This is a genomic window from Lysinibacillus sp. NPDC093216, assembly GCF_050280325.1.
In the GTDB taxonomy this organism is placed as follows: domain Bacteria; phylum Bacillota; class Bacilli; order Bacillales_A; family Planococcaceae; genus Lysinibacillus.
In genome coordinates, this window is the sequence record NZ_JBNNVB010000001.1 from 196,327 (window position 1) to 222,694 (window position 26,368).

General features: G+C 38.4%; 23 protein-coding genes. 4 read left to right on the forward strand and 19 right to left on the reverse strand.

Annotated features, from left to right (window positions below; all coding sequences use genetic code 11):
- Window positions 1-541: 541 nt before the first annotated feature.
- The 5 genes from dapA to ACQKOG_RS00985 form a co-directional block, all read right to left on the reverse strand.
- The gene (gene dapA / locus ACQKOG_RS00965; RefSeq protein ID WP_370075181.1) at window positions 542-1,459 is read right to left on the reverse strand and encodes a 4-hydroxy-tetrahydrodipicolinate synthase; all 918 of its coding nucleotides are present in this window, start codon (window positions 1,457-1,459) and stop codon (window positions 542-544) included.
- Window positions 1,460-1,472: 13 nt separating this feature from the next.
- Window positions 1,473-2,510 carry an aspartate-semialdehyde dehydrogenase gene (locus ACQKOG_RS00970; RefSeq protein WP_427444503.1) on the reverse strand — a complete coding sequence of 346 codons (1,038 nt, stop codon included), beginning with the start codon at window positions 2,508-2,510 and terminating at the stop codon, window positions 1,473-1,475.
- Between the two features lie 82 nt (window positions 2,511-2,592).
- Window positions 2,593-3,183: a dipicolinate synthase subunit B gene (locus ACQKOG_RS00975; protein WP_370075183.1), complete on the reverse strand. Its 591-nt coding sequence runs from the start codon at window positions 3,181-3,183 to the stop codon at window positions 2,593-2,595.
- Complete coding sequence (locus tag ACQKOG_RS00980; protein WP_370075184.1) at window positions 3,174-3,956, reverse strand: dipicolinate synthase; 783 nt, start codon at window positions 3,954-3,956, stop codon at window positions 3,174-3,176. The genes ACQKOG_RS00975 and ACQKOG_RS00980 overlap by 10 nt, the downstream gene beginning before the upstream one ends.
- A 9-nt stretch (window positions 3,957-3,965) precedes the next feature.
- Window positions 3,966-4,229: a YlmC/YmxH family sporulation protein gene (locus ACQKOG_RS00985; RefSeq protein WP_370075185.1), complete on the reverse strand. Its 264-nt coding sequence runs from the start codon at window positions 4,227-4,229 to the stop codon at window positions 3,966-3,968.
- Window positions 4,230-4,372: 143 nt separating this feature from the next.
- Here ACQKOG_RS00985 and ACQKOG_RS00990 point away from each other — a divergent pair, with 143 nt between their 5' ends.
- Genes ACQKOG_RS00990 through ACQKOG_RS01005 form a run of 4 tightly spaced genes read left to right on the forward strand, consistent with a single transcriptional unit; the run spans window position 4,373 to window position 6,854 of the window.
- A complete protein-coding gene (locus ACQKOG_RS00990; protein WP_323645092.1) occupies window positions 4,373-4,750 on the forward strand; it encodes a GntR family transcriptional regulator in 378 nt (125 codons plus the stop codon).
- Window positions 4,751-5,593 carry an ABC transporter ATP-binding protein gene (locus ACQKOG_RS00995; protein WP_370075186.1) on the forward strand — a complete coding sequence of 281 codons (843 nt, stop codon included), beginning with the start codon at window positions 4,751-4,753 and terminating at the stop codon, window positions 5,591-5,593.
- 2 nt (window positions 5,594-5,595) lie between these two features.
- Window positions 5,596-6,222 (forward strand): ABC-2 transporter permease, encoded by a 627-nt coding sequence (locus ACQKOG_RS01000; protein WP_370075187.1) that lies wholly within the window; start codon window positions 5,596-5,598, stop codon window positions 6,220-6,222.
- 14 nt (window positions 6,223-6,236) lie between these two features.
- Complete coding sequence (locus tag ACQKOG_RS01005) at window positions 6,237-6,854, forward strand: ABC-2 transporter permease (protein ID WP_427444509.1); 618 nt, start codon at window positions 6,237-6,239, stop codon at window positions 6,852-6,854.
- A gap of 42 nt (window positions 6,855-6,896) precedes the next feature.
- On the opposite strand, the gene ACQKOG_RS01010 is transcribed toward ACQKOG_RS01005, so the two are convergent.
- From ACQKOG_RS01010 to ACQKOG_RS01075, 14 genes are all read right to left on the reverse strand, one after another.
- Entirely contained in the window at window positions 6,897-8,120 is a 1,224-nt protein-coding gene (locus ACQKOG_RS01010) for a M16 family metallopeptidase (RefSeq protein ID WP_427444512.1), read from the reverse strand.
- Between the two features lie 429 nt (window positions 8,121-8,549).
- Window positions 8,550-10,664 (reverse strand): polyribonucleotide nucleotidyltransferase, encoded by a 2,115-nt coding sequence (pnp, locus tag ACQKOG_RS01015; protein WP_370075190.1) that lies wholly within the window; start codon window positions 10,662-10,664, stop codon window positions 8,550-8,552.
- A gap of 277 nt (window positions 10,665-10,941) precedes the next feature.
- Window positions 10,942-11,211, reverse strand: coding sequence for a 30S ribosomal protein S15 (gene rpsO, locus ACQKOG_RS01020; protein WP_370075191.1), 270 nt, complete (start codon window positions 11,209-11,211; stop codon window positions 10,942-10,944).
- Window positions 11,212-11,674: 463 nt separating this feature from the next.
- Window positions 11,675-12,631, reverse strand: a complete 957-nt coding sequence (gene ribF, locus ACQKOG_RS01025) for a riboflavin biosynthesis protein RibF (protein ID WP_370075192.1) — start codon at window positions 12,629-12,631, stop codon at window positions 11,675-11,677.
- A gap of 13 nt (window positions 12,632-12,644) precedes the next feature.
- Window positions 12,645-13,556: a tRNA pseudouridine(55) synthase TruB gene (truB, locus tag ACQKOG_RS01030; protein ID WP_370075193.1), complete on the reverse strand. Its 912-nt coding sequence runs from the start codon at window positions 13,554-13,556 to the stop codon at window positions 12,645-12,647.
- Between the two features lie 241 nt (window positions 13,557-13,797).
- The gene (gene rbfA, locus ACQKOG_RS01035; RefSeq protein ID WP_100543905.1) at window positions 13,798-14,139 is read right to left on the reverse strand and encodes a 30S ribosome-binding factor RbfA; all 342 of its coding nucleotides are present in this window, start codon (window positions 14,137-14,139) and stop codon (window positions 13,798-13,800) included.
- A gap of 104 nt (window positions 14,140-14,243) precedes the next feature.
- The gene (locus ACQKOG_RS01040) at window positions 14,244-14,522 is read right to left on the reverse strand and encodes a DUF503 domain-containing protein (protein WP_370075194.1); all 279 of its coding nucleotides are present in this window, start codon (window positions 14,520-14,522) and stop codon (window positions 14,244-14,246) included.
- Complete coding sequence (gene infB, locus ACQKOG_RS01045; RefSeq protein ID WP_427444518.1) at window positions 14,522-16,795, reverse strand: translation initiation factor IF-2; 2,274 nt, start codon at window positions 16,793-16,795, stop codon at window positions 14,522-14,524. Before infB ends, ACQKOG_RS01040 begins: the two co-directional genes overlap by 1 nt.
- A gap of 14 nt (window positions 16,796-16,809) precedes the next feature.
- Window positions 16,810-17,121: a YlxQ family RNA-binding protein gene (locus tag ACQKOG_RS01050; protein WP_370075196.1), complete on the reverse strand. Its 312-nt coding sequence runs from the start codon at window positions 17,119-17,121 to the stop codon at window positions 16,810-16,812.
- Window positions 17,118-17,396, reverse strand: a complete 279-nt coding sequence (rnpM, locus tag ACQKOG_RS01055) for an RNase P modulator RnpM (protein ID WP_053594244.1) — start codon at window positions 17,394-17,396, stop codon at window positions 17,118-17,120. Before rnpM ends, ACQKOG_RS01050 begins: the two co-directional genes overlap by 4 nt.
- Window positions 17,397-17,563: 167 nt before the next feature.
- Window positions 17,564-18,703, reverse strand: a complete 1,140-nt coding sequence (gene nusA / locus ACQKOG_RS01060) for a transcription termination factor NusA (protein ID WP_337991268.1) — start codon at window positions 18,701-18,703, stop codon at window positions 17,564-17,566.
- 31 nt (window positions 18,704-18,734) lie between these two features.
- Complete coding sequence (gene rimP, locus ACQKOG_RS01065; RefSeq protein WP_142507439.1) at window positions 18,735-19,205, reverse strand: ribosome maturation factor RimP; 471 nt, start codon at window positions 19,203-19,205, stop codon at window positions 18,735-18,737.
- A gap of 496 nt (window positions 19,206-19,701) precedes the next feature.
- A complete protein-coding gene (locus tag ACQKOG_RS01070; RefSeq protein WP_427444523.1) occupies window positions 19,702-24,033 on the reverse strand; it encodes a PolC-type DNA polymerase III in 4,332 nt (1,443 codons plus the stop codon).
- Window positions 24,034-24,259: 226 nt separating this feature from the next.
- Window positions 24,260-25,966 (reverse strand): proline--tRNA ligase, encoded by a 1,707-nt coding sequence (locus ACQKOG_RS01075; protein ID WP_402868109.1) that lies wholly within the window; start codon window positions 25,964-25,966, stop codon window positions 24,260-24,262.
- Window positions 25,967-26,368: the final 402 nt, after the last annotated feature.

A 26,368-nucleotide genomic window follows, 5' to 3' on the forward strand; every position in this document is an offset into this window, starting at 1 on the left:
TATCCCGAACAGCAACCACTTAAAATTTATTATACGGTTTGCAAAGCTTTTGCACAAATTAAAAATTCAACTTTCATGATAGAAACAGAAATTTATTGCTAATTTTATTACTAATAGATGGAAAGCAGGTTGAGTATGTGGCATTGTGAAAGGTCTAATTTTTGTCTTTTATTTAGTGACGTAGGTTTTTGGAATGGGATATATCGCCGTTTGTAAACCATTCTCTGTATGGTTGTTCTAGCGCCTGAGCGGATATTAGCTGTACCTGAGCAGTTTCCACTCCTACCCGAGCGGATCTCTGCCTTACCTGAGCAGTTTTCACTCCTACCCGAGCGGATCTCTGCCTTACCTGAGCAGTTTTCACTCCTACCCGAGCGGATCTCCGCCTTACCTGAGCAGTTTCCACTCCTACCCGAGCGGATCTCCGCCTTACCTGAGGGGGCCTCCCTCCGGTTCACCGGTCTTATTCTCTATTTTCTAACAAAAGAAAAAAGACCGTAAACAAACTAAAAAATCTCACGTTTGTTTACGGTCTAAGGATTTAACTAAAGGTACTTATTTTTCTAAAGCTTTTCGCTTTTTCTTGATACGTATCCCAAATTCGGTCAAAGTTTGCTTTTTCTTCATCTGTCATTTCCATCATTGGCAGGCGAACATTAAGTGTATCAAAGCCTAATTTGGTCATCGCGTATTTTACAGGCGATGGGTTTGGCTGTGCGAACAACGCACGTACAAGTGGTAATAATGCTCGGTGAATTTTGGCTGCTAGCTCGTGATTTCCTTCTTCAAACGCTTTAATCATTAATTGCATATCATTTCCAACAACATGAGCAGCAACTGAAATAATCCCTGCTCCACCTATTGCTAGTAGTGGAAGTGTTAAACCATCGTCCCCACTATACACGAAGAAATCATCATCTGAATCAACATTCTCAATAATATCGCCCATTTGATCTAAATTTCCACTCGCTTCTTTAATCCATGAAATATTAGGAATTTTACTTAAAGCAACGGAAGTTTCATAGGCAACATTGACACCTGTACGTCCTGGCACGTTATAAAGCATGACAGGTAAACTTGTTTCTTTTGCAATTGTTTCAAAATGCGCAAAAATACCGCGTTGATTTGGCTTATTATAATATGGTGCTACAAGCATGATACCATCTGCACCATTTTCTTCTGCCTTGTGCGTCATTGCAATAGAGTAAGCAGTCTCGTTATCCCCTGTACCTGCAATTACGGGTACACGGCCTGCTACTTTTTCTACTGTAAAGCGTACAACTTCAATTTTTTCTTCTGTGGACATAGTTGGGTTTTCAGAGGTTGTGCCACATGCGACAATACAATCTGTACCATTATCAATCAAATAATTAATAATACGTTCTAGTTCTGGATAATTAATCGTGCCATCTTCTTTGAACGGCGTAATCATCGCCGTTCCAATTCGACCTAAATTCATCCTTACACCCCTCTTATAGTAAGTTATCCTCCAGCATTGCTTCTGCAATTTGAATAGAGTTTAATGCAGCGCCTTTTAAAAGATTGTCAGAAACGATCCATAGATGGAATCCTTTTTTATTGTCTAAATCTTGTCGGATACGTCCTACATAAGTAGCATCTTCCCCTTCTGCATAGATAGGCATTGGGTAAGTTTGTGTTGCGATATCATCTTGTAATACTACACCTGGTGCACTGCGTAATACTTCAAAAATCTCCTGTACCGTTGCTTCTTTTTCTACTTCAATATAAACAGATTCAGAGTGTCCTGAAACGACTGGCACACGAACACAAGTTGCTGCTACGTTTAGCTCTGGTGCATGCATGATTTTCTTCGTTTCATTAATCATTTTCATTTCTTCGTATGTAAAGCCATTGTCTGTAAATTTATCAATTTGTGGAATGACATTACGAGCGATTGGATAATGACGTTTGTCGCTACCAGAAGGTAAAATATTTGCTTCTACATCCTTACCTGCATCCCAATTTTCACTTTGTGCCTTTAATTCTTGAATAGCAGAAATACCTGCACCTGAAACTGCTTGGTATGTTGATACAATAATTTTTCTTAAGCCAAATTCATTACGAATAGGTTCAAGTGCAGCCATCATTTGAATTGTAGAGCAGTTTGGATTCGCAATAATCCCTTTATGCTTAGCAAGATCGCCACGATTTACTTCAGGCACAACTAGTGGTACCTCTGGATCCATGCGGAAATGGCTCGTATTATCGATCACTACGGCACCACGTTTTGCCGCTTCTGGCGCTAACTCCGCTGATACAGAACCACCAGCTGAGAATAAAGCGACATTGACGCCTTCAAAAGCTTCAGGTGTCGCTTCTTCAATTGTATATGTCTTACCATTAAATTCGATTGGTTTCCCTGCTGAACGTGCAGAAGCTAAGAACTTAATATCTCCGATTGGAAAATTCCGTTTAATTAGCTGTTCCATCATTTTTGTGCCTACTGCCCCTGTTGCTCCAACAACCGCAACTGTTAACTGCTTTGTCATCTGTCATCTCTCCTTGAATACATGTTACATAATGTGTGCTATTGTATCACAAAAATACTGAAAATTGTGTGCAATTCGTGAATTATTTGAAATATTGTATAAACAGTGGTTGTAATTGCTTTTTCTCCGTAATCGCTTCATGAACAGTTGCGACCATTTGATCAAAATCAGCAATCAAGGAATTTGGCTTGGAATGTGGGGAGTCTTGCCCGAATGGAATAAAGTAAATGTTTTTAGCATTTAGCAGTCTCATAATATTCATACCATTTAAGCCAAGTGCATCATTTGTTGAGATGCCTAGGACAACAGGCGAACCGTTACGTAATGTTGCCTTAGCAGCCATCAAGACCGGACTATCTGTTGCTGCATTAGCAAATTTACTAATACTATTGCCAGTCATCGGCGCTATAACCATCGCATCCAATGGATTGGATGGTCCGAATGGTTCTGCCTCTTTAATAGAGGATATAACCTTTTCTCCAGTCAATTCCTCTATTTTTGCAATCCACTCCTCCCCGGTACCAAAACGCGTAGCCGCATGTAACACAGAATGCGTAATTATTGGAACAACTGTTGCTCCTGCATCTATAAAGTTTTGAATTTTAGGTACTACATCCTCATACGTACAGTGAGAGGCTGTAATACCTAAACCAATTCGTTTACCTAATAGCAATTTTCTTCCTCCTCTATTGCCTTGCACAATATTGTAGCTGCATCATGTGCAAAGTATTTCCCAGGTAATGATGGCAATAGTACGTACGTTTGTAATTGCTCAGTGTCTATATCTAAACAGCCAGGCTCTGAAGCCAAATCATATAGGACAGCTGGGACATGATCTAGGAATGATTCTGTAATCCATTTAGCTGGAATCGTATTGATAAAAATCCCATCATTAATTGACCATTTGCGGTCGTCTAAATTCGTAGCTTTATAACCATATGCCTTTGCTTCACTCACTTGTACAACTGAACGCGCAACTATATGGACATTAGCGCCCATCTTGACGAGTAAAGAGGCGAGCATTTTGGCTGTGCGTCCAAAACCTGCGATAGTAAAGTTTTGTCCGTAAATGCATTTTTGCTCGAGTCCGTAAAACGTGGCGATAAATCCCTCGGCTGTTAATCGTGCGTTTTGCCAAATAAAAGATTCTTGTTGTAAATAACAATTTGTTTCATTCTTCTCAAGCAATTGCTTCCAATGCATAGTCAAACGCCCTGTATAAAACTTAACTTGAGATATCCCATAAAGCTGTTCCACTTCAATTTTTAGTGGAAGGATGGGAAGAATAATTCTATTTGGTTGAAATTCTAATACAAGTTTATTTAACTCTTCATTCCAAACTGATGTTCTTTTATAAAATACCGTTCTCGATGGGCTTCTTAGCATTGTAGCTAATTCCTTTAACCTTAGATCCTCACCGATAACAAGCCATTTTTCATTTTCCAAAAGCTCACCTCACTGTAAAAATTCTGACTGAACCGTCGTTGTTTTGTTAAATAAAATACGATCTTCTCCAATTAGTATAATTTCATGCCAAGGTATCATTTCACTAACTTTTACTTTCTTTTTTTGGAATGGCAATTTATCTTTAACAATCTCAAAACCATGAATCTTTCCTGTTTGCACATCTATTAGACATTCTGTATGTGCCAATATACCAAAATGTACGCCACCCTCAACTTGAATTAACTCTTTATCCACCATCTCTGATAGTAGCATTCCTCATCTCCCTCCTTGAACCGTTACCCCAATATATGCCGAGTTTTTGCAATTCGTGACCCTTACCCAAAGTATGAAAATATTGCATTTATTAACCATACTGTGTATAGTGTGTATATACAGTCGTGTGAGGTGAGAAATTTGTGCATATTCATTTAAGCAACGCAAGTGATAAACCCATCTATGAGCAAATAACCGTACAGCTTAAGGAAGCGATACTAGCCAATAAATTACAGGCAGGTGACGCACTACCATCTATTCGTGCACTTGCAAAGGATTTAAAAATTAGCGTTATGACAACGAAGCGAGCTTATGCTGATTTAGAGCGAGATGGATTTATCGAAACAGTAGCTGGAAAAGGAAGTTTTGTTACAGAACGAAATCAAGATTTTCTACGAGAGGAATTATTACGTCAAGTTGAGGAGCATATGCAAAAAGCAGTGAAAACGGCCAAAACTGCTGGGCTGACAAAAGAAGAAGTACAGGAGTTACTTTCATTAATTTTGGAGGAGGACAACTAAATGAATGCTATTGAAGTTCATGATTTACATAAAAGCTTTGAAGGGTTTTCTCTTAATGATGTAAGTTTTTCAGTACCTCAAGGCACTGTCATGGGTTTTGTAGGAGAAAACGGTGCTGGGAAGTCTACTACAATTAAATGCATACTTAACCTACTCAAAAAAGAATATGGCGAAATTTTGCTATTTGGTAAGGATATTGTCGAACATGAATTATCGATAAAAAACGACATCGGTGTGGTTTTTGACGATTTACATGTGCCTGAAACACTTAATGCGGCACAACTCGACAAAATTATGAAAAAAGTTTTTAAAACATGGGATTCAGGCTATTATTTTGAGCGATTAGCACAATTTAAAGTTCCGGAGAGGAAGAAGGTTAAAGAATTATCCCGAGGAATGAGGATGAAGCTTTCCATAGCATTAGCATTGTCGCATCATCCAAAACTTTTAATTTTAGATGAACCAACGAGTGGGCTAGATCCGATTATACGTGATGAAATTCTCGATTTATTTTTAACGTTTATGCAGGATGAAACACATAGCATCCTGTTTTCTTCTCATATAACAAGTGATTTAGAAAAGATAGCTGACTACATTACACTCATTCATAATGGGGAAATTTTATTTAGCGAAAGTAAGGATGTACTTGTCTATGAGTACGGCATATTTAAAGGAAATAATGAGGAAGTAAGCGTAATACCGGAACATGCCATTATAAGAAAACGTAATGGAGCCTTTGGAATAGAAGCCTTGGTTCTAAAAAATGAAGTAAATGAGGTATTTTCCCTTGAAAAGCCTTCTATAGAAGATATCATGCTATTTTATGTGAAGGGTAGTGTTTGAACATGGCAGGTCTTATCTTAAAAGATTTAATGTCGATTCAACGTCAAATTAAAACACAGGCCTTCGTGCTAATTTTTTTCCTATTTATATCAATTTTTATGCAACAAGGTTTAATGCTCTTTACAATAATTATATTTATCGTGACCTTTCAAACTATAACTGCTCTTACCTATGATGAACAAAGCAGTTGGGATAAATATGCAAATACTTTACCCATTTCAAAAGGGGACATAATACTTAGTAAATATATACTTAGCATCCTTCTTATGCTTTTTGGGCTTATACTCGCACTACCGATTGTATTTATTATTCATCGTTTTACGAATAACTGGGCATCAGCGGAGTTTTTTCCAACATTTAATCTTCTTGTGACATTAGCCTTTTGTATGTTAGCACTATTATTACCGATCTACATTAAATTTGGTTCTATAAAGGGAAGAATGGTTCTTATTGCTCTTTGCTTCATACCCGGTTTCTTATTTGGTCTTTTAAAAGAGTATGTTCCAGATATGACATTAACATTATCCAACTTAAAAAAGTATATGTTTTTTGCTCCTTTTGCTGGCCTTTTAATCTTATGGCTGTCCTCTCTTATTTCAACCGCAATTTATCAACGTAAAGAATTCTAGGAGGGAAAGAGATAATGCAGGCTTTACTTTTACAAAGAATTATGGTCCAAAAATGGTCCATTCTTTTTGCAGTTATTATTTGTATGATCCTAAGTTACATGAAAATACCTTTTTTAGATAATCCCGCAATAGTAATATTTGCTGTAGTTTTTTCTGCTTCCATTGTTGGAGGAATCTATGAGGACGATCAAAAAGTAAAATGGGAATTGTTTGTCAATAGTCTGCCTTTGACGAGAAAAACACAGCTACAAGCTGATTTTCTATATTGTCACGGCATCGTGATGCTACTTTTTGTTCTAATAGCACCTGCTTATTTTTCTCAAAATGTAGCTGATGGTAATTTTCCAGAGCATTTTGCCATGTACTTCGCCTATATTAGCAGTGCTTCTTTACTCATCTCCATTCAGTTTTATATCCATCATCTAGACGAGACAAAGCGGATGCGTTATTTTAGAATGATAACAGCCATCTTCCTTATTTTTATAATTAATTTCCCTATCCATTACTTTTTATCACAAGTAGTCGAAAACTTTTTGATAATTATTTTAATTCCTTCAATCATAAGTATAATCATTAGTAATTTTATTTTACTTCAAACCCATACCTTATATTTAGCAAGAGAGGTTTTTTAAAGAAACTGAATAGAGAAAAGGTTGCCTAAATGGCAACCTTTTTTAAGCCTCTGGGCCAATAATTGAAATGGCTGGCTCAGCTTTCAAGATTTTTGCTATTAAGCGATCTACCGATTCCATAGATACGGCCTCGATGGACGCTAATACTTCGTCTACAGAACGATGTCTGCGATGCACTAACTCACTTGTACCGTTGCGATTCATTCGAGCGCCTGTCCCCTCTAGACCGAGTACAAAACTACCCTTCAGCTGCTCCTTCGCATTCATAAGTTCTTCCTCGGTCACACCACCTGCTACGATATCAAGTAATGTCGCATCAATTGTATGTTGAAGCTGTGATAATTGCTGACGACTTGTACTACCATAAATCGTAAATGCGCCAACATCTGCATAACAGGATTGATAAGAAAATATTGAATAGGCTAAACCACGTTCTTCGCGTACTTCTTGGAACAGACGAGAGCTCATATTACCACCAATAATATTATTAAGTGCAATAAAGCTATACATATCTGGATTTTTCACACCAATTGCTGGATAAGAAATGGCCAAATGCGCTTGCTCCGTATCGCGAGTTTTTGAAATCTCTCCTGGATAAAAATGAGGATTCGAAAGCACAGGCTCTACCGCAAGTGGAGATTGCTGGTATTGGCCAAATAAGTCTTCAATTGTTTGCATGAGCTTCGCAGAAATATTTCCCGCTATTGAAATAACAACTGATTCTGGACCATAATGTTTCGCCATATAGTTACGTATCATATCTGCTGTAAATGTTTTTAAAGTAGTCGCAGTTCCGAGAATTGGACGACCAAGTGCGTCGTTTGGATACATGACTCCCCATAGCTTTTCATGAACATCGTCATCAGCTGCGTCTTCACTCATTAATATTTCCTCTAGTACAACTTGTCTTTCCTTCTCTAACTCTTCCTCTGCAAACGAAGAATTAAAGAACATATCCGCTAATATTGTAACTGCAAGCTCTGCATGATGGTCTAAAACCTTTGCATAATAACAAGTGTTTTCCTTGGATGTAAAGGCATTTAACTCTCCACCAATTCGGTCAAATTCTTCAGCAATTTGGCGAGCTGTTCGAGTTTTTGTCCCTTTAAAAAGCATGTGTTCTATAAAATGCGTAATGCCATTTTCCTCAGGAAGCTCATAACGAGATCCTGCATTAACAAAAATGCCTAGCGCAACGGATCTTACATGATCGATTTGCTCAGACACAATACGAACACCATTCTGACATGTATGTACTTGTACCAAAAAATCTCCCCCAATTTATCTCTGGTTCTACATCAAAGGCATAATGTGGGATCATCACCAAAACGTGTGGTTGATTTCCGTTCCGACTGGGCGCTTTGTTGTTGCTGTCGCTTCGCTTTCGCACAGAGCAAAGCTTCCTGTGGACGTCCGATGAGCCGCTTGGGCCAACACGATGTTGGTCACGAAGGCGTTATTACAGGATGTGATGTTTTTAGCCTTCGTTCCTCAATTTGCTAATCCCCAAGGAGTCGCCCATTCTCCATTCCAATCAACTTATTTACATAGTATACGTTTTACCAAAAGTCATTCACGACTTTTAGTGATGAACCATAATGTGAATCTCCCCCCAAAATATCCCTTATTGAACCATTTTCCTTATACTTGATTTAAAAAAGGCTGCGCATTATACGCAGCCTTTTCTACAATTTATTATTTATCTTGCTCAGCGCGTTCTTTTTCCTCTTGGATTACAACTTTACGAGATAAATTCACACGACCTTGCTTGTCAATTTCAATAACTTTTACAAGTAATTGATCGCCAAGTTTTAAGACATCTTCAACTTGTTTTGTACGTTCCTCTTGAATTTCAGAGATGTGAAGTAAGCCGTCTTTCCCAGGGAATATTTCACAGAACGCACCGAATTTTTCAATACGTTTAACTGTTGATAAGTAATACTCGCCAACTTTTGCTTCACGTACGATGTCTTCGATAATTTGTTTTGCACGAGCGTTCATTTCTTCATCTGCAGAAGAGATGTAAATTGTACCATCTTGCTCAGTATCAATTTTTACGCCAGTTTCTTCAATAATTTTGTTAATTTGTTTACCACCAGGTCCGATGACATCGCGGATTTTATCAGGATTGATTTTCACGATTACAATTTTCGGTGCAAATGTAGATAATTTTCCACGTGGTTCTGCAAGAGTAGCAAGCATTGATTCTAAAATGTGCATACGGCCAATTTTAGCTTGTGTTAATGCTTCTTCTAAAATATTACGTGATAAACCATCAATTTTAATGTCCATTTGAAGTGCTGTTACACCTTTAGCTGTACCAGCAACTTTAAAGTCCATATCTCCAAGGTGGTCTTCCATACCTTGAATATCAGTTAAAATAGAGTAATGTTCGTCTTTTTTAATAAGACCCATCGCAATACCTGCTACAGGTGCTTTTAATGGAACACCAGCATCCATCATCGCTAACGTTGAAGCACAGATAGAAGCTTGAGATGTAGAACCGTTTGACTCAAGTACTTCCGATACACAACGGATTGTATACGGGAATACAGACTCATCTGGAATAACCGCATCAAGAGCACGCTCTCCTAGTGCACCATGACCGATTTCACGACGACCTGGTCCACGAATTGGGCCAGTTTCCCCTACAGAGAATTGCGGGAAGTTATAGTGATGCATAAAGCGTTTTGATTCTTCTACACCTAAACCGTCGATAATTTGTACATCCCCAAGTGCACCTAATGTACAAATAGAAAGGGCCTGTGTTTGTCCACGCGTAAATAATGCTGAACCATGAGTACGTTGCAATAAGCCTGTTTCAGAAGAAAGTGGACGGATTTCGTCTAACTTACGACCATCTGGACGAACTTTATCTTCTGTAATTTGACGACGTACTTCGTCTTTAACCATTTTATCTAGAATTGTATGAACTTGCTTCATTGTTACTTCATCCGCTTCTTGCTCTTCATAAGAAGCAATAACACGATCTTTTACTGCTTTAATAGCCTCATCACGTGCATGTTTTTCAGCAGTTTGAATAGCATCATGCATGTCAGTCTCACAAATTGCTTTTATATCTGCTTGAATCGCTTCATCAATTTCAAATAATGTTACAGGTAATTTTTCTTTCCCTACTTCTGCAACGATTTGCTCTTGGAAAGCAATAATTTTTTTGATTTCTTCATGACCGAACATAATGGCTTCAAGCATTACTTCTTCCGGTACTTCTAGTGCACCAGCTTCAACCATGTTGATAGCATCCTTGTTACCTGCTACAGATAAATGGACTGTTGACTGATTAGATTGTTCTACTGTTGGGTTCACGATAAATTTACCGTCAATATATCCAACTTGTACACCTGCAATCGGTCCATCAAATGGAATATCCGAAATAGCTAACGCTAATGATGAACCAACCATTGCAGCCATTTCAGACGTGCAATCCGGATCGTTAGACATGACCATCGAAATCGCTTGTACTTCATTACGGAAACCGTCTGGGAACATCGGACGAATTGGACGGTCGATTAAACGGCTTGCTAGTATTGCTTTTTCAGATGGACGTCCTTCACGTTTAATAAAGCCACCAGGAATTTTACCTGCTGCGTATAAACGTTCTTCATAGTTTACTGTTAATGGGAAGAAATCAAGTGGTTTCGGTGATTTTGACATTGTTGCTGTTGAAAGTACTGATGTATCACCATAGCGTACTAATACGGCCCCATTTGCTTGTTTTGCTAACTGTCCAACTTCGATTACTAGTGGACGGCCAGCCCATTCATAGGAATAGACTTTCTTTTCGTTCATTCAATGAACCCCTCTCTATTATAAAAACACTTACTTCGTCTGTATGTACTAATAGTAAGTGTACCAAAAATGCTTGTTCTATGCTAAATATTTCATCAAATAATCATACATTTAAATTCAGTTATTGCCAATTTATTTAGGATTTATTTCTATATTTGATTGAAACAAATTTTTTTGCTTGAAATTCATGTCATATATGCTTTTTTAAAGCTTACTGTCTTCTTAATGTTTATAAACATAAAGAAAAAGCGGGATTAATCCCGCTTTTCGATTGCAATTAGCGACGTAAGCCTAAACGAGTGATTAGTTCACGGTAACGTTGTACGTCAGTTTCACGAAGATATTTTAATAAGTGACGACGACGACCTACCATTTTAAGAAGACCACGCTCAGAGTGGAAATCTTTTTTGTGTGTACGTAAGTGCGAGTTTAGAGCGTTAATTTCCTCTGTTAATACTGCAACTTGTACTTCTGGAGAACCAGTGTCACTTTCGTGAGTACGGAACTCAGCAATTAGTTCGTTTTTACGTTGTTTTGAAATAGCCATTTGTATGGACCTCCTAAATAATTGTTTATCCCCATTAGCACAGTATTCGTTGGAGTCATCGATATACCGAGCTAAGGTTAAGCATATTATGCACTTATGAATGTTACCATAAATCAAAAGGTCAAGCAAGTGTTAACGTAAGCGCCTATTCATAGGCTAAAGCAGATTTAAGCTCATCACCATAACATGAAGTTGATTTCCGTTCCGACTGGGCGCTTTGTTGTTGCTGTCGCTACGCTTACGCACAGAGCAAAGCTTCCTGGGGGCGTCCGATGAGCCGCTTGGGGCAACAGGATGTTTTTTGCGCGAAAGCGTAGTGCTAACGTAGCGTCAGCAACACGATGTTGGTCACGAAGGCGTTATCACAGGACGTGATGGTTTTAGCCTTCGTTCCTCTTAATCGCTAATCCCCAAGGAGTCGCCCAGCCTCCACTCCAATCAACTTATATTCATGGTATACGTTTTAACTTTTGCTAATAACCTTAAAATATTCAATTGCTTCCTGTTTATCTTTTTCGATTTGGGCTTTCAAAGCTTCAATGCCATCGAATTTTCGTTCACTTCTTATACGTTTATACCAAGCGACATGCACTTCTTCACCGTAAATATTTTTTTCGAAGTTTAATATATGGACTTCGATGGATAATTGTTTGTCGTTTGGATCTTTAAATGTTGGTTTATAGCCTACATTACATACACCATCATACCAGTTATTTTGTACAAGTACTCGAACCGCATATACACCGCTTGCTGGAATATAAGTCCCCTCTAACGCTTGGACATTTGCAGTTGGGAAACCTATTGTTCGTCCTCGCTTATCACCATGTATAACGATACCCGTAACTTCAAATGGTCGTCCTAGGAGCAATCTTGCTTCTTCCATATCTCCCTCTTGCAAAAGCTTACGGATACGTGTAGAGCTAATTTTTTCGATATCATCCGTTTTCTTTTCAACAACCGTTACGCCGTAATCTCCATTGCTCAATGCACGCATATCTTCCATTGTACCTTTACCAAATGCACCAAAAGAATAATCAAAGCCAGCTGTAACATGTTGAATGTTCAACCCACGAATAAATGTATCAATAAATGCATCAGGTGAAAGCTTTGCAAAATCAGATGTGAAATGCACAACAAATGCTGTATCAACACCCAGTTCTTCAAAAAGCTGCAATTTTTGCTGTAATAACGTTATATAAAATACTTTTTCGTTACGTCCGCCAAGCACTAAAGAAGGATGTGGATCGAATGTCATAACAGCCGTTGGAATTTGACGCTTGTCTCCTTCTTCCTTCGCTGCCTTAATAACTGCCTGATGCCCTCTATGTACACCATCAAAAAAACCAAGTGCCAATGAATATGGCTGTATGCTTTCTCGTTGCTGTAGTTGGTGTGGGTATTTTAAATGAATGACCTCCATACTAAAAATCCTCCTACTCTATCGTCGGAAACATCTTATGTGGCTTCATAAACCCTTCCTTTGTAGGATGGGCATGATAGACCGCAATTGCTTTCCCACTGATTCCAAAAACAATTTTATCATGTATCTTTAATAATGCATCTGCGGGAAGCACTTGTCCATTGAAAATTTCTTTTTCGTTCGCGGAAGTGATCTCCATATATGGATAATCTGTTAATGCATACTCAACTGGTAAAATGCATGTATCAATTTGTTCAGCTTCCATCAGTTCAGCAACTTGTGCCAACGTAAAGCAATTCTCTTGCGTAAATGTACCTGAGGCTGTACGTACGAGCTCTTTCATATGTGCTGGATAGCCAAGTGCCGCTCCGATTTGCACAGCTAGTGTTCGAATATACGTCCCTTTACTACACTCTATACGTACTGGGAATGTAATTTCTTCCCCTTCATATATTTCTACATCATCTAGTAGTTCTAATGCATAAATAGTAACTTGTCGTGTAGGTCTTTCGACAATTTCGCCTTTTCGAGCATATTCATAGAGACGTTTACCATTTACTTTGACAGCTGAAAACATCGGTGGCGTTTGTTGAATAACACCTGTTAGCGATGCTAAAACCTCTTGCAATTGAGTACGTGTGAACTTTTTATTCGTACTATTTTGCTCAACCGTTTCCCCTTCTGCATCCTCAGTTGTCGTTGTACGGCCAATTGAAATAACAGCTTCATAGGTTTTTCCTGCATCAGTTAAGTATTCTGCGATGCGTGTTGCTTGACCAATACAAATAGGAAGAACTCCCTCAACACCTGGATCAAGTGTGCCTGTATGGCCAACTTTTTTAGTACGTAAAATTTTTCGTAATTTAAAGACGCAATCATGACTTGTCATGCCACGTTCTTTCCAAAGCGGTAAAATACCGTTCATAAATTTCCTCCTCAATTCATTTTTAGCTTTGTTTTTCCGCTACAGTTTTATATAGATGAATGCCCTGACACTTCTGCTGAAAACATGACTAGCAGGAGACTGGGCAATCGATGGAAAGCCGCCAGAACCTTTAATGAAGCTTTACAAAAATGATAGAGCCACAAATGTTCTGTTGCCTTTCCGTTGAATGTAAAAAGTCTGCCTGCATGAACATGCATATGGCAGACTTTTTTAGTTAAACTTATTCTTCGTGTAAACCACGTAGCAATGAATCAATACGGTTACCATATTCAATCGATGAATCGAATTCAAAGATTAGTTCTGGTGTACGACGTAAACGGATTCGTGACCCGATTTCTGAGCGAATGAAACCAGAAGCCTTTAATAAAGCTTTTAATGTTTCCTCTTTTTCACGTTCATTGCCTAGAGTTGTAATATAAATTGTCGCTTGTTGTAAATCACCTGTCACCTCAACACCAGTAACAGTAACGAAACCAACACGCGGATCTTTTATTTTACGTCCAATAATGTCACCGAGCTCTTTTTTCATTTGCTCAGCGACACGGTTTGAGCGTAGAGACATAGTTTGTCACCTCAATTTCGATGTACAGAAAGTTATGTCTTCACTTGTACATATATTTACATACAAGGTATGACTAAATCATACAACACAACTTCTAATGTTACTTATAAATAGTCTCGCCACACATTTAACTGTTCCCAAGCCGGATTTGACTGTAAGTAGTGGAGCGCATGATTAATTTCACGCTCGGCTGCTTCTTTTGAAGAAGAAACAGCAACAAGCGCTAATTTAGTGCGTTGCCATACATTTTGATGGTCAATTTCAGCAATGGATATATTAAATTTTTGCTTAGTGCGGGTAAGCATACGCTGTAGGACAGCACGTTTTTCCTTCAACGAATGGGCAGTTTGAATCATGAATTCAACCTCTGCATAAACAATCATTATGCACGTTTAACTTCTTCCATAATATAGGCTTCAATAATGTCGCCTTCTTTAATATCGTTGAAGTTTGTGATTGTAATACCACATTCATAACCTCTTGCAACTTCTTTAACTTCATCTTTGAAACGTTTAAGTGTATCTAATTCACCTTCAAAAATTACTACATTGTCACGGATTACACGTACGCCAGAATCACGAGTTACTTTACCTTCTGTTACGTATGAACCAGCAATTGTACCAACTTTTGATACTTTAATTGTTTGTCGAACTTCTGCTTGACCAATAATTTTTTCTACGAATTCTGGATCAAGCATACCTTTCATTGCTTGTTCAATTTCCTCGATTACTTTATAAATAATGCGGTGTAGACGAATATCTACGCCCTCTTCTTCTGCTGCACGTTTTGCATTGACATCTGGACGAACGTTGAAGCCAATAACAATTGCATTTGAAGCCGCAGCAAGAGAAATATCTGATTCTGTAATCGCACCAGCGCCAGTGTGAATAATTTTCACGTTTACGCCTTCAACATCAATTTTCATTAATGATGCAGCCATAGCTTCTACAGTACCTTGAACGTCAGCTTTAACAATTAAGTTTAGCTCTTTCATTTCGCCTTGACTCATTTGTTCGAATAAGTTATCAAGTGTTACGCGTTGTTTTTCTGAGCGTTGTGCTTGAATTGCTGACATTGCACGAGTTTCTCCAACTTGGCGTGCTGTTTTTTCGTCTTCAAAGACAACGAAACGGTCACCAGCTTGTGGTACATCATTTAAGCCTGTGATTTCTACTGGTGTTGATGGTCCAGCTTCTTTCACACGACGGCCTTTATCATTCACCATAGCACGTACTCGCCCATAAGTATGGCCGACAACAATTGGGTCTCCAATTTTTAATGTTCCATCTTGTACTAAAAGTGTTGCAACAGAGCCTCGACCTTTATCTAGCTGTGCTTCAATTACTGTACCAAGTGCTAAGCGATCAGGGTTTGCTTTCAATTCTCCAACTTCAGCGATAAGTAAAATCATTTCAAGTAATGTGTCAATGCCTTCACCTTTTAATGCAGAGATTGGTACGAAAATAGTTTCGCCACCCCAAGCTTCGGGAACTAGGCCATGCTCTGTTAACTCTTGCATCACACGGTCTGGATTAGCTGAAGGTTTATCCATTTTATTGACTGCAACGATAATTGGTACTTCTGCTGCTTTTGCGTGGTTAATCGCTTCTACTGTTTGTGGCATAACACCATCATCCGCAGCTACTACTAAAATCGTTAAATCCGTTACTTTCGCACCACGCGCACGCATAGTTGTAAACGCAGCGTGTCCTGGTGTATCTAGGAACGTAATTTTTTTGTCGCCTTCAGTTACTTGATAAGCACCGATATGCTGAGTAATACCACCAGCTTCTACAGCTGTAACTTTAGTATTGCGAATAGAGTCTAACAATGTAGTTTTACCATGGTCAACGTGACCCATAATTGTTACTACCGGAGGACGTTCTGATAATTCTGCCTCGTTAACTTCTTCTGTTTGTTCGAAGTGTGTTTCTAAATCCGTAATATCTACACGAATTTCTTCTTCAACTTCTACACCATAGTCTGCGCAAATTAATTCAATTGCATCCTTATCTAATTCTTGGTTAATTGTTGCCATTACACCAAGCATAAATAATTTTTTAATAACTTCTGATGGCTCACGGTGTAATTTTTTTGCTAATTCCGCTACGGAAAGTGATTCAACAAAAGTAATTTTTTCTGGTAATTCCTTTTGTTTCACTGGTAGACTTGGTTGATGTGTTTTTGGATGGCGACGTTTTCCGCCATGAATTCCTGGTTTTGGACGTTGGTTGTAACCTCCGCCGCCTCTACGATTATTATTATTATTATTATTATTATTATTATTATTATTATTATTGTTATTTGTCATATTTCGATTTTGACTACCTTTTGTATTCTTAGATTTTTCGTTAGACGAATTTGAGTTTTGATACGTTTGTTGCTGATTATTTGCTTTAGGCTTGGAAGTAGCAGATTGCTGCTTTTGCCCATCTTGCTTTTTCACCGATTGCTGTGATTTTTGCGATACATTTTGAGTAGGTTGCTTTACGTCTCTTATAGTTTTAAATGTTTGGTTTAACTTTGCCACTATGTCTTTTTCTAACATTGACATATGGTTTGTTACGCTAACATTTAATTTATTTAGTGCTTCAATAACCTCTTTACTCGTTTTATTCACTTGTTTCGCATATTCATGAACTCTGATTTTGGTCATCTGCTCACCCCCGATTATTTTTCGTTGAGTAGACTAGACAATTTGCTTGCAAAACCTTTATCGGTAATAGCTAAAGCCACTCGGGCCTCCTTACCTGTAGCATGTCCTAGATCATAACGATCACCAATTACATGATACTCAACGTTGTAATACGTGCATTTATCTTGAATTTTTTTGCCAGAGTTTTTAGAAGCATCGTTTGCAAGCAGTACTAGCTTAGCATTACCATTGCGGACTTCCTTTACTACTAACTCTTCCCCTGAAATCACTTTACGGGCTCTTGCCGCTATTCCAAGCAAATTATACACCGCTTGATTATTAATCATATAATAGACTCCCTACGAATTAACAAAATAAGCTCATCGTAGATTTCTTCAGGGATTTTTACATCAAGTTGGTGCCCTAAAACATTTTTCTTACGGGCGATTTCAATCGCTTTTTCCGATTTAGATACATAGGCACCACGTCCGGGTTTTTTTCCGGAGATATCAACACTTACCTCGCCCTCTTTCGAACGAACGACACGAATCATTTCTTTCTTTGGTAGCATTTCTCCGGTAGCTACACATTTTCGAAGAGGTACTTTTTTATTAATAGCCATAAGAATCACCTTTCCTCTCTGAAGCTTGTCGTAAGAGGTGGACTAGCCATGCACTACATTCGTTATATATATTTATATTTTTCAATGTAGGCTCTGCCATTATTCAGTCGACGCAGCCCAACGCCCACTGAATAATGGCAGCTAACTAGTCACACGGGCTTTCTTACTTATTCTTCGTCGTCTTGATATAAGTCAACTGTCACATCATCAAAATCACTTTCTTCATCCTCAGCAGGTACGAAAGTGCTTGTTGCAGATGGATAAATACCTAACTCACGAGCATCTGTTTCACTCTTAATATCAATTTTCCAGCCAGTTAGCTTAGCAGCTAAACGAGCATTTTGACCACGTTTACCAATTGCTAGTGATAGTTGATAGTCTGGAACAACAACAGTAGTAGATTTTTCTTCTTCATTGACTTGAACGTCTAAAACTTTAGATGGACTAAGAGCATTTGCTACAAATACAACTGGGTCTTCTGACCATTCAACGATATCGATTTTTTCGCCGTTTAATTCATTGACAATTGTTTGCACACGCGCGCCTTTTGCTCCTACACATGAACCTACTGGATCTACCTCTTCGTTATGTGCATAAACAGAAATTTTAGAACGATCTCCTGCTTCACGAGCAATTGATTTAATTTCTACAATACCTTCATAAATTTCAGGTACTTCCATTTCAAATAAGCGACGTAATAAACCAGGATGTGTGCGTGAAACAATAACTTGTGGTCCGCGCGTTGTACGTTCAACCTTTGTAATATAAACCTTGATGCGATCGTGTGGATGGTATGTTTCACCTTGAATTTGTTCGTTTTGTGGTAATGCAGCCTCTACTTTTCCAAGACCTACGTAAATATTACGAGCATCTAGACGCTCAACTACACCCGTCACGATATCATCTTCACGGTCCACATATTGCTCGTAAATTAAGCCGCGTTCTGCTTCGCGAACACGTTGTGTAACAACTTGTTTCGCTGTCTGTGCAGCAATACGACCAAAGTTTCGAGGTGTTACTTCCTGCTCAACCACATCTTCTAACTGGTATGCAGGGTTGATTGCCTTGGCATCTTCTTCAGAGATTTGTAAACGGTCATCTTCTACTTCTTCGACAACATCTTTGCGTGAGAAGACACGAATAGAGCCCTTATCTAAATTTAAGTCAACACGAACATTTTGTGCTTGATTGAAGTTGCGTTTGTAAGCTGTAACTAATGCCGCTTCTATTGCTTCAATTAACACATCTCTTGAAATTCCTTTTTGTTCTTCTAGCGCATTTAGCGCATCTAACAAATCACTACTCATTTTTGTTTTCACTCCTAAATATGCATTATGCTTAGAAATCGATGGCTAGTCGTGCCAATGCGATTTTTTCTTGTTCAATTGTTACAGTAATTTTACGCGTTTTAATGCGTACTTCCATCACTAATGTATGTTCATCGTATGACGTTAAGTAGCCTTGGAATTCCTTCATGTCCTTGATGGGCTCATAGGTTTTAACATAAATAAATTTGCCAATCGCATTTTCAAAATCAGTATCTTTTTTTAATGGACGTTCTGCTCCAGGTGAAGAAACTTCTAAATAATAGTTTTGTGTAATTGGATCATTTTCATCCAATAGCAAACTTAGTCGTTCACTAACTTGAGCACATTGTTCAATGTCAATTCCACCTTCAGGTGTATCCACATAAACACGTAAAAACCAGTTACGTCCTTCTTTTACGAACTCGACATCTACAAGCTCAAGATTTAACTCTTCAACAATCGGTTTGGCGAGCTCTTCAATTAAAGATGGTACTTTGCTCATTATTTCCTCCTGCATCTATCAAATTCTGGCGTAATAAAACAGAAATTCCACCAGTAGCTTTGGTGAAATTTAACGGTCTTACCTGCTGTTAGTCAAAAATTTGTTTTGCTACGGTATAACAACAGAAAAGAGCGGGAAGGTCCCACTCTTTTGCTGGAAAAATATCAACAAATTATTACCATTAGGATAGCATAGTTTACAGCACAATGCAAATTTCCTTTTTCTAGACATCTCATCTAATCAATTATGCCTCGACTTAATTGCGTCTGGAAATTGAAAATTGTGCTTAAATTAGGCTCTTCACCATAACGAGTGGGTTGATTTCCGTTCCAGCTGGGCGCTTTCCTAGGGGCGTCCAGCCTTCACTTCAATCAGCTTATTTACATGATATACATTTAAACAAATTTCACCCTCAGCTTTATAAGCCTTAATTTGAACATAAGGCTTATAAGTTATTCGTTATTGATGATGATCCCTTTAGACTAACCTTCTTATTTTAGAAAAGTGATAATTGATTCGCATCAGGCATTCCTTCTAAACAACCCAATTGATCCATGTATTCAATCAATGTCTTGGATACTCGACCTCGTTGCTGTAAATCTTCCTTCGATAAAAATTCGCCGTCCTCACGTGCTGCCACAATTTGTTTCGCAACGTTTGTACCAAGTCCAGGAATCGCATCGAATGGTGGAATTAAAGAGTTCCCATCAATGATAAATTCACTAGCCTGCGAACGATATAAATCGACCTTCTGGAAGCTCATCCCACGCTCACACATTTCAAGTGCTAGTTCCATCACAGTTAATAGGTTTTTTTCTTTTGTTGAAGCATCTAAGCCCTTTATATTGATTTCATCAATTTTTGCACGAATCATTTGCGAGCCCTGTACCATGGCAATTAAATCAAAATCATCTGCACGTACTGTGAAATACGCTGCATAATAAAGAATCGGGAAATGTACTTTAAACCATGCAATACGAACAGCCATTAACACGTAAGCTGCCGCATGGGCTTTCGGGAACATGTATTTTATCTTTTTACATGAATCGATATACCAACCTGGTACTTTATTCGCCAGCATTTCTGCCTCAAACTCTTCAGATAAACCTTTCCCTTTACGCACGGACTCCATAATTTTAAATGCCAGTGAAGGTTCTAACCCTTGGTAAATTAAATACACCATAATATCGTCACGACAGCCAATTACTTCTTTCAGCACACATGTACCGTTTTGAATTAACTCTTGCGCATTACCAAGCCATACATCTGTTCCGTGTGAAAGTCCTGAAATTTGCACAAGCTCTGAGAATGTTGATGGCTTCGTATCTTCAAGCATTTGGCGTACAAAACGAGTACCGAACTCAGGAATACCGAGTGTTCCCGTCTTACAGCCAATTTGTTTTTCTGTTACGTCTAAAGATTCTGGAGAACTAAAGATTTTCATAACGACTGGATCATCTGTTGGAATCGTTTTTGGATCTATCCCTGATAAATCCTGCAACATACGAATCACAGTCGGATCATCGTGCCCTAGAATATCAAGCTTTAAAATATTATCGTGAATAGAATGGAAATCAAAGTGCGTCGTACGCCATTCTGCATCCTGAGCATCCGCAGGGAATTGCACTGGTGAGAAGTCAAAGATATCCATATAATCTGGTACTACGATAATTCCACCAGGGTGTTGCCCTGATGTACGTTTTACGCCTGTACAACCTTGTACTAAGCGATCTACCTCGGCACCGCGGAAATGCAAGTTGTTATCACTAGCATAGCCCTTTACATAGCCATACGCCGTTTTTTCCGCAACTGTACCGATTGTTCCAGCACGATATACATAATCTTCACCGAATAATACCTTCGTATAGTTATGGGCTTGTGGTTGATATTCCCCCGAGAAATTCAAATCAATATCAGGTACCTTATCTCCCTTAAAGCCAAGGAACGTTTCGAATGGGATATCTTGCCCATCTTTTTTATAGGGTGTCCCACATTCCGTACAATCTTTATTTGGTAAGTCAAAGCCTGAGCTTACTGAACCATCATTAAAAAACTCGGAATGCTTACAATTTGGACAAACATAATGAGGTGGCAGAGGATTTACTTCAGTAATCTCCATAAAGGTCGCTACTAATGAAGATCCAACTGATCCACGAGAACCTACTAGATAGCCATCCGCTAATGATTTTTTCACAAGCTTCGCAGAAATTAAATAAATTACGCCGAAACCATGGCCTAAAATTGACTTTAATTCCTTTTCAATTCGGGCCTTCACGATTTCTGGTAGTTCTTCTCCGTATATAAGATGTGCCATTTCATAGGTTAAATTTGTAACCTCATCATCTGAGCCTTCAATTTTTGGTGTATATAAATCATCTTTAATCGGCTTAACATCACCAATCATATCTGCTACTTTTTGAGAGTTGGTGACAACTACTTCCTTCGCAAGATCCGGCCCTAAAAAATCAAATTCTTCAAGCATTTCATCAGTCGTTCTAAAATGAACTTCAGGTAGCTTTGATCTATTTAAGATGTTGGCACCACCTTGAGAGCCAATTAGTATTTGTCTGAACATCCCATCTGTCGGGTCTAAGTAATGGACATTACCGGTAGCTACAACTGGCTTATCGATTTTCTTCCCTAGCTTTACAAGCTTGCGAATAATATCTTCAAGTGTCCATTCATCACGTACGACATTGCGCTCAATTAACGGTGCATACACCGCCTTTGGTTGAACTTCAATATAATCATAAAATCTCGCAACTTGTTCTGCTTCCTCTGGGGATTTATTCATCATCGTCTCAAATAATTCGCCATTACTACAACCTGATCCGACTAATAAACCTTCTCTATATTGCTCTAGAACCGCTCTTGTTACGCGAGGTACACGATAGAAAGTTTTTGTATGGGAGTGGGTGACTAGTTTAAATAAATTTTTTAGTCCAGCATTATCTACCGCTAATATTGTGCAGTGCATTGGTCGTCCCTTTTTATAAGCATCTCCACCACCAACATGCTTATTAAAGTCGTCGTGGTATTTAATATCTAATTCATCTGCATCTTTTAACAGCTGTAAAAGTAAATAACCCGTTGCCTCTGTATCATAAATAGCCCTGTGATGCTGGGTTAATTCAATATTGAATTTTTTACAAAGTGTATTTAAACGATGGTTTTTCATCGTTGGATAAAGCATTCTCGCAAGCTCCAACGTATCAATAACTGGATGAATCGTTCCCTCTAGCCCAAATTTTTTATAGCCTGTGTATAAAAAGCCCATATCAAACGATGCATTGTGGGCTACTACTATGCCATCTCCGATAAATTCATGGAACTCCTTAATGACTTGCTCTACTTCTGGCGCGTTACGTACCATATCATCTGTAATACCTGTCAGTTCGATGGTCGTTGCTGAAAGTGGATGATGTGGATTGGCAAAGCTTTCGTATTTGTCTATCACATTTCCATCTTGAATTTTAACTGCAGCAAGCTCAATAATAGTATCGTAAGCAGTAGATAGACCTGTCGTCTCTACGTCAAACACGACATAGGTAGTATCAGCTAATAATCGGTTTTCAGGTGCATACGCAATCGGTACACCATCATCTATTAAATTAGCCTCCATGCCATAAATAACTTTTATGCCATGCTTTTTCCCTGCTGCATAGGCCTCTGGAAAGGATTGCACAACAGCATGGTCAGTAATAGCCACAGCTGGATGACCCCACTTTGCAGCCTGCTCAACGAGTCTACCAACTGGTGTCACAGCATCCATTTGACTCATTGGTGTATGCAAATGTAATTCAACTCGTTTTTCTCCCTCTGGCGCCTTATCCTGTCGTGTTGCTTTTTTAATTTCATTGATATCATTTGCCATAACAATTAAATCACGAATGAATGTGTCAGTTTGTACAGAGCCTCGGACTTTTACCCACATGCCTTTTTTCAAATACTTCATAAGTTCCGCATCATCATTATCACGTGAGAACATTTTTACTACTATAGAATCCGTATAGTCGGTAATTTTAATTTGTAATAAAGAGCGACCACTTTTCAGCTCCCTAATTTCCGTATCAAAAACAAAACCTTCTATGATAACACGGCGTTCTTCCTCAACAATGCGTTTAATTTCCATTGTTTCATCATCTTTAATTAACATACCAAGTTGGAATGGACGGTCACCAAGGTTCGCAATAGCTGGATTTTCTTTCTTCTCCTGCTCACGTTTTTGGTAATCTTGTATCGCTTGCTGAGCTAAAGCTGCTTCCTCTAAACGCCTCTGTTCCATGAAAGCTTCCTGTGCCGCAATCATTTCTTCCGTTTGTTCTTGAAGCACAAAATCTATCACAATGTGTGGAAAGCCAAAGTAACTATAGCTTTCGGAAAGCTTTTCTGCATACTTCGTTTTCAGCATCATAAATTCCATTTCTTGCATGCAAGATAAAGTGATTTTTTGCCCATTCCACATAGGCATTTGCGATGCTAGACAATTTTTTAAAGGTGGCGCCATCTCATCTATTTGTTCTACTACTGTTAGCCAATATTGTTGGACAAGTTCTTCCGTAACATTTTTCTCTACCGTATCGAAAGTTGTGTGGATTTGAGCGATCGCTGAAAATTTTTCAGTCAAACGAGTACGAAATAGTTGGTATAGTTGAAAAGGAAGTATATCTCGTAATTTAATGGTAAAATTCCATAGCCTGTTCTTTTTGTGTACAGTTAGTCGTGATAATTCACCTTCTTCAAAAAAGGACATATACACATCTTCTGTTAACTCTAGTTGTTGCAAGAGCATTTGAAACTTCGTTCTTGCTTCTTGTTGCTGTTCCAATCTATTGACACCTACTTTCAGAAAGAGGCAGTCTTAAAAGCCCCTTGTTTTATTTCCTCACCAACGTTAACGAATCAAAGAAAAAATTCGCTCCCTTTCCGCGGGCGACCGTCAAGCCTCACAAATCCTAAACATCTATGAATTCATGCTTGGCTCGCTGTCCCCGAGAAGTGGCGCGAATCTTTTATCTATTTAATGCCATTTTCATCCTTTTTGGGACAAGCATTTAATTTTTGCGGAAAAATTCATTTAAGCGATCAATGACCTCTTCTTTTTTCCATTCGAACGTTTCACCTGTTTGACGGAATTTAACCTCAACAATACCTTCAGTTGCTTTTTTACCTACTGTTACACGGACAGGTAAGCCAATTAAGTCAGCATCTGCGAATTTAACTCCAGCGCGCTCAGCACGATCATCTAATAGCACATCATAACGGTATGATTTCAATAAGCCATATAGCTCATCAGCTAAGGCAACCTGTGTTTCATCCTTTGTATTAACAGGGACAACATGGATATCATAAGGAGCTAATTGTGTTGGCCAAACAAAACCATTTTCATCTTGGAAATGCTCTGCAACAGCAGCTAAAATACGTGACACACCAATACCATAGCATCCCATAATAAATGGTTGTGATTTACCTTGTTCGTCTAAGAATGTACCATTCATTTTTGCAGAGTAAGTTGTTCCTAATTTGAATATATGACCAACCTCGATACCTTCTGCAAACTTGATAATTCCTTGTCCATCTGGAGATGGATCACCCTCTTGAATAAAACGAATATCTAAGTATTCATTCACTGCAAAATCACGCTCTGGATTAACATTAACTAAATGGAAACCATCTTCATTTGCACCGGCTACACCGTTACGAATAGATTTAATAGCATTGTCAGCTACTACTTTTACGTCTACTGGTAATTTAACAGGACCGATTGAACCAACTCCACAGCCTAATAAATCACGGATTGCCGCTTCACTAGCAAGTTCAACAGAACCAGCTTCAAGCGCATTTTTCAGCTTAATATCATTAATTTCGTGATCTCCACGAGCAAGTACAACAACTAATTCACCGTCAACATCAAACACTAATGATTTAATGACATTCGAAGGCTCAACATTTAAGAAAGCTGATACTTCTTCGATTGTTTTTTGGTCTGGTGTTGCCACTTTTTCAAGCTCTTTTAATGCTTCATCTGATGGTTGATAGTCTACAAGAACTTCTGCCATTTCGATGTTTGCAGCATAATTAGACGTATCAGAGTATGCAATTGTATCTTCCCCAATTTCAGAAAGCACCATAAATTCATGTGTACCTTTCCCACCAATTGAGCCTGCATCTGCAATAACTGCACGATAGTTTAAACCTAGACGAGAGAATATATTTGAATAAGCACGATACATATCATCATATGTTTCATCTAAACTTTCACGTGATGCATGGAAAGAGTATGCATCTTTCATAATAAACTCTCTGCCTCGTAGTAAACCAAAGCGAGGACGTTTTTCATCACGGAATTTAGTTTGAATTTGATAAAGTGTTAGCGGTAATTTTTTATATGATTTAATTTCATCACGTACTAAAGTTGTGATTACTTCTTCATGAGTTGGCCCTAATGCGAAATCACGATCATGACGGTCCTTTAAACGCATTAATTCTGGACCGTATTTTTCCCAGCGACCTGATTCCTGCCAAAGTTCCGCAGATTGTAATGAAGGCATTAAAAGCTCAATTGAATTGATTGCTTCCATCTCTTCACGAACAATGTTTTCTATTTTTGTTAACACACGTTTTGCAAGCGGTAAATACGAGTATACCCCACTTGTATTTTGACGAATAAACCCTGCACGTAGTAATTGCTTATGTGATTTTACCTCTGCATCAGCAGGTACTTCACGTAGCGTTGGGATAAGTGTTTTACTTTGCTTCATTCAGTGTTCCACCTTTTTAATAGATAAGTTTTTATACTCTAATTAGCATAAACAAATTTAGCTTTGAACGCAATGTTTCAAAAAAATTGCGTTCAAAGCTATGTTTTTTCAATCAATTTTCACCTTAGCGTAATTGCCATGGCTTCCTTTAAAGATGTTTTACTTGAAAAACTTAACTTAACTCTTCATTTATTTAGATCAATTATGCCTTGGCATAATTGCGTCCGGAATCGGCTTTGTGCTTAGGCCTGCGTGATGCAGGTCAGTTAGCCGTTATCGCATGGATGCGATGATTTTAGGCTAACATCCTTTAAGAACTCCTTTCCGATTCCGTGACATCCGCCGGAGGATTTAGGCCAACAGATGTTTTTTGCGCGAAAGCGTAGTGCTAACGTAGCGTCA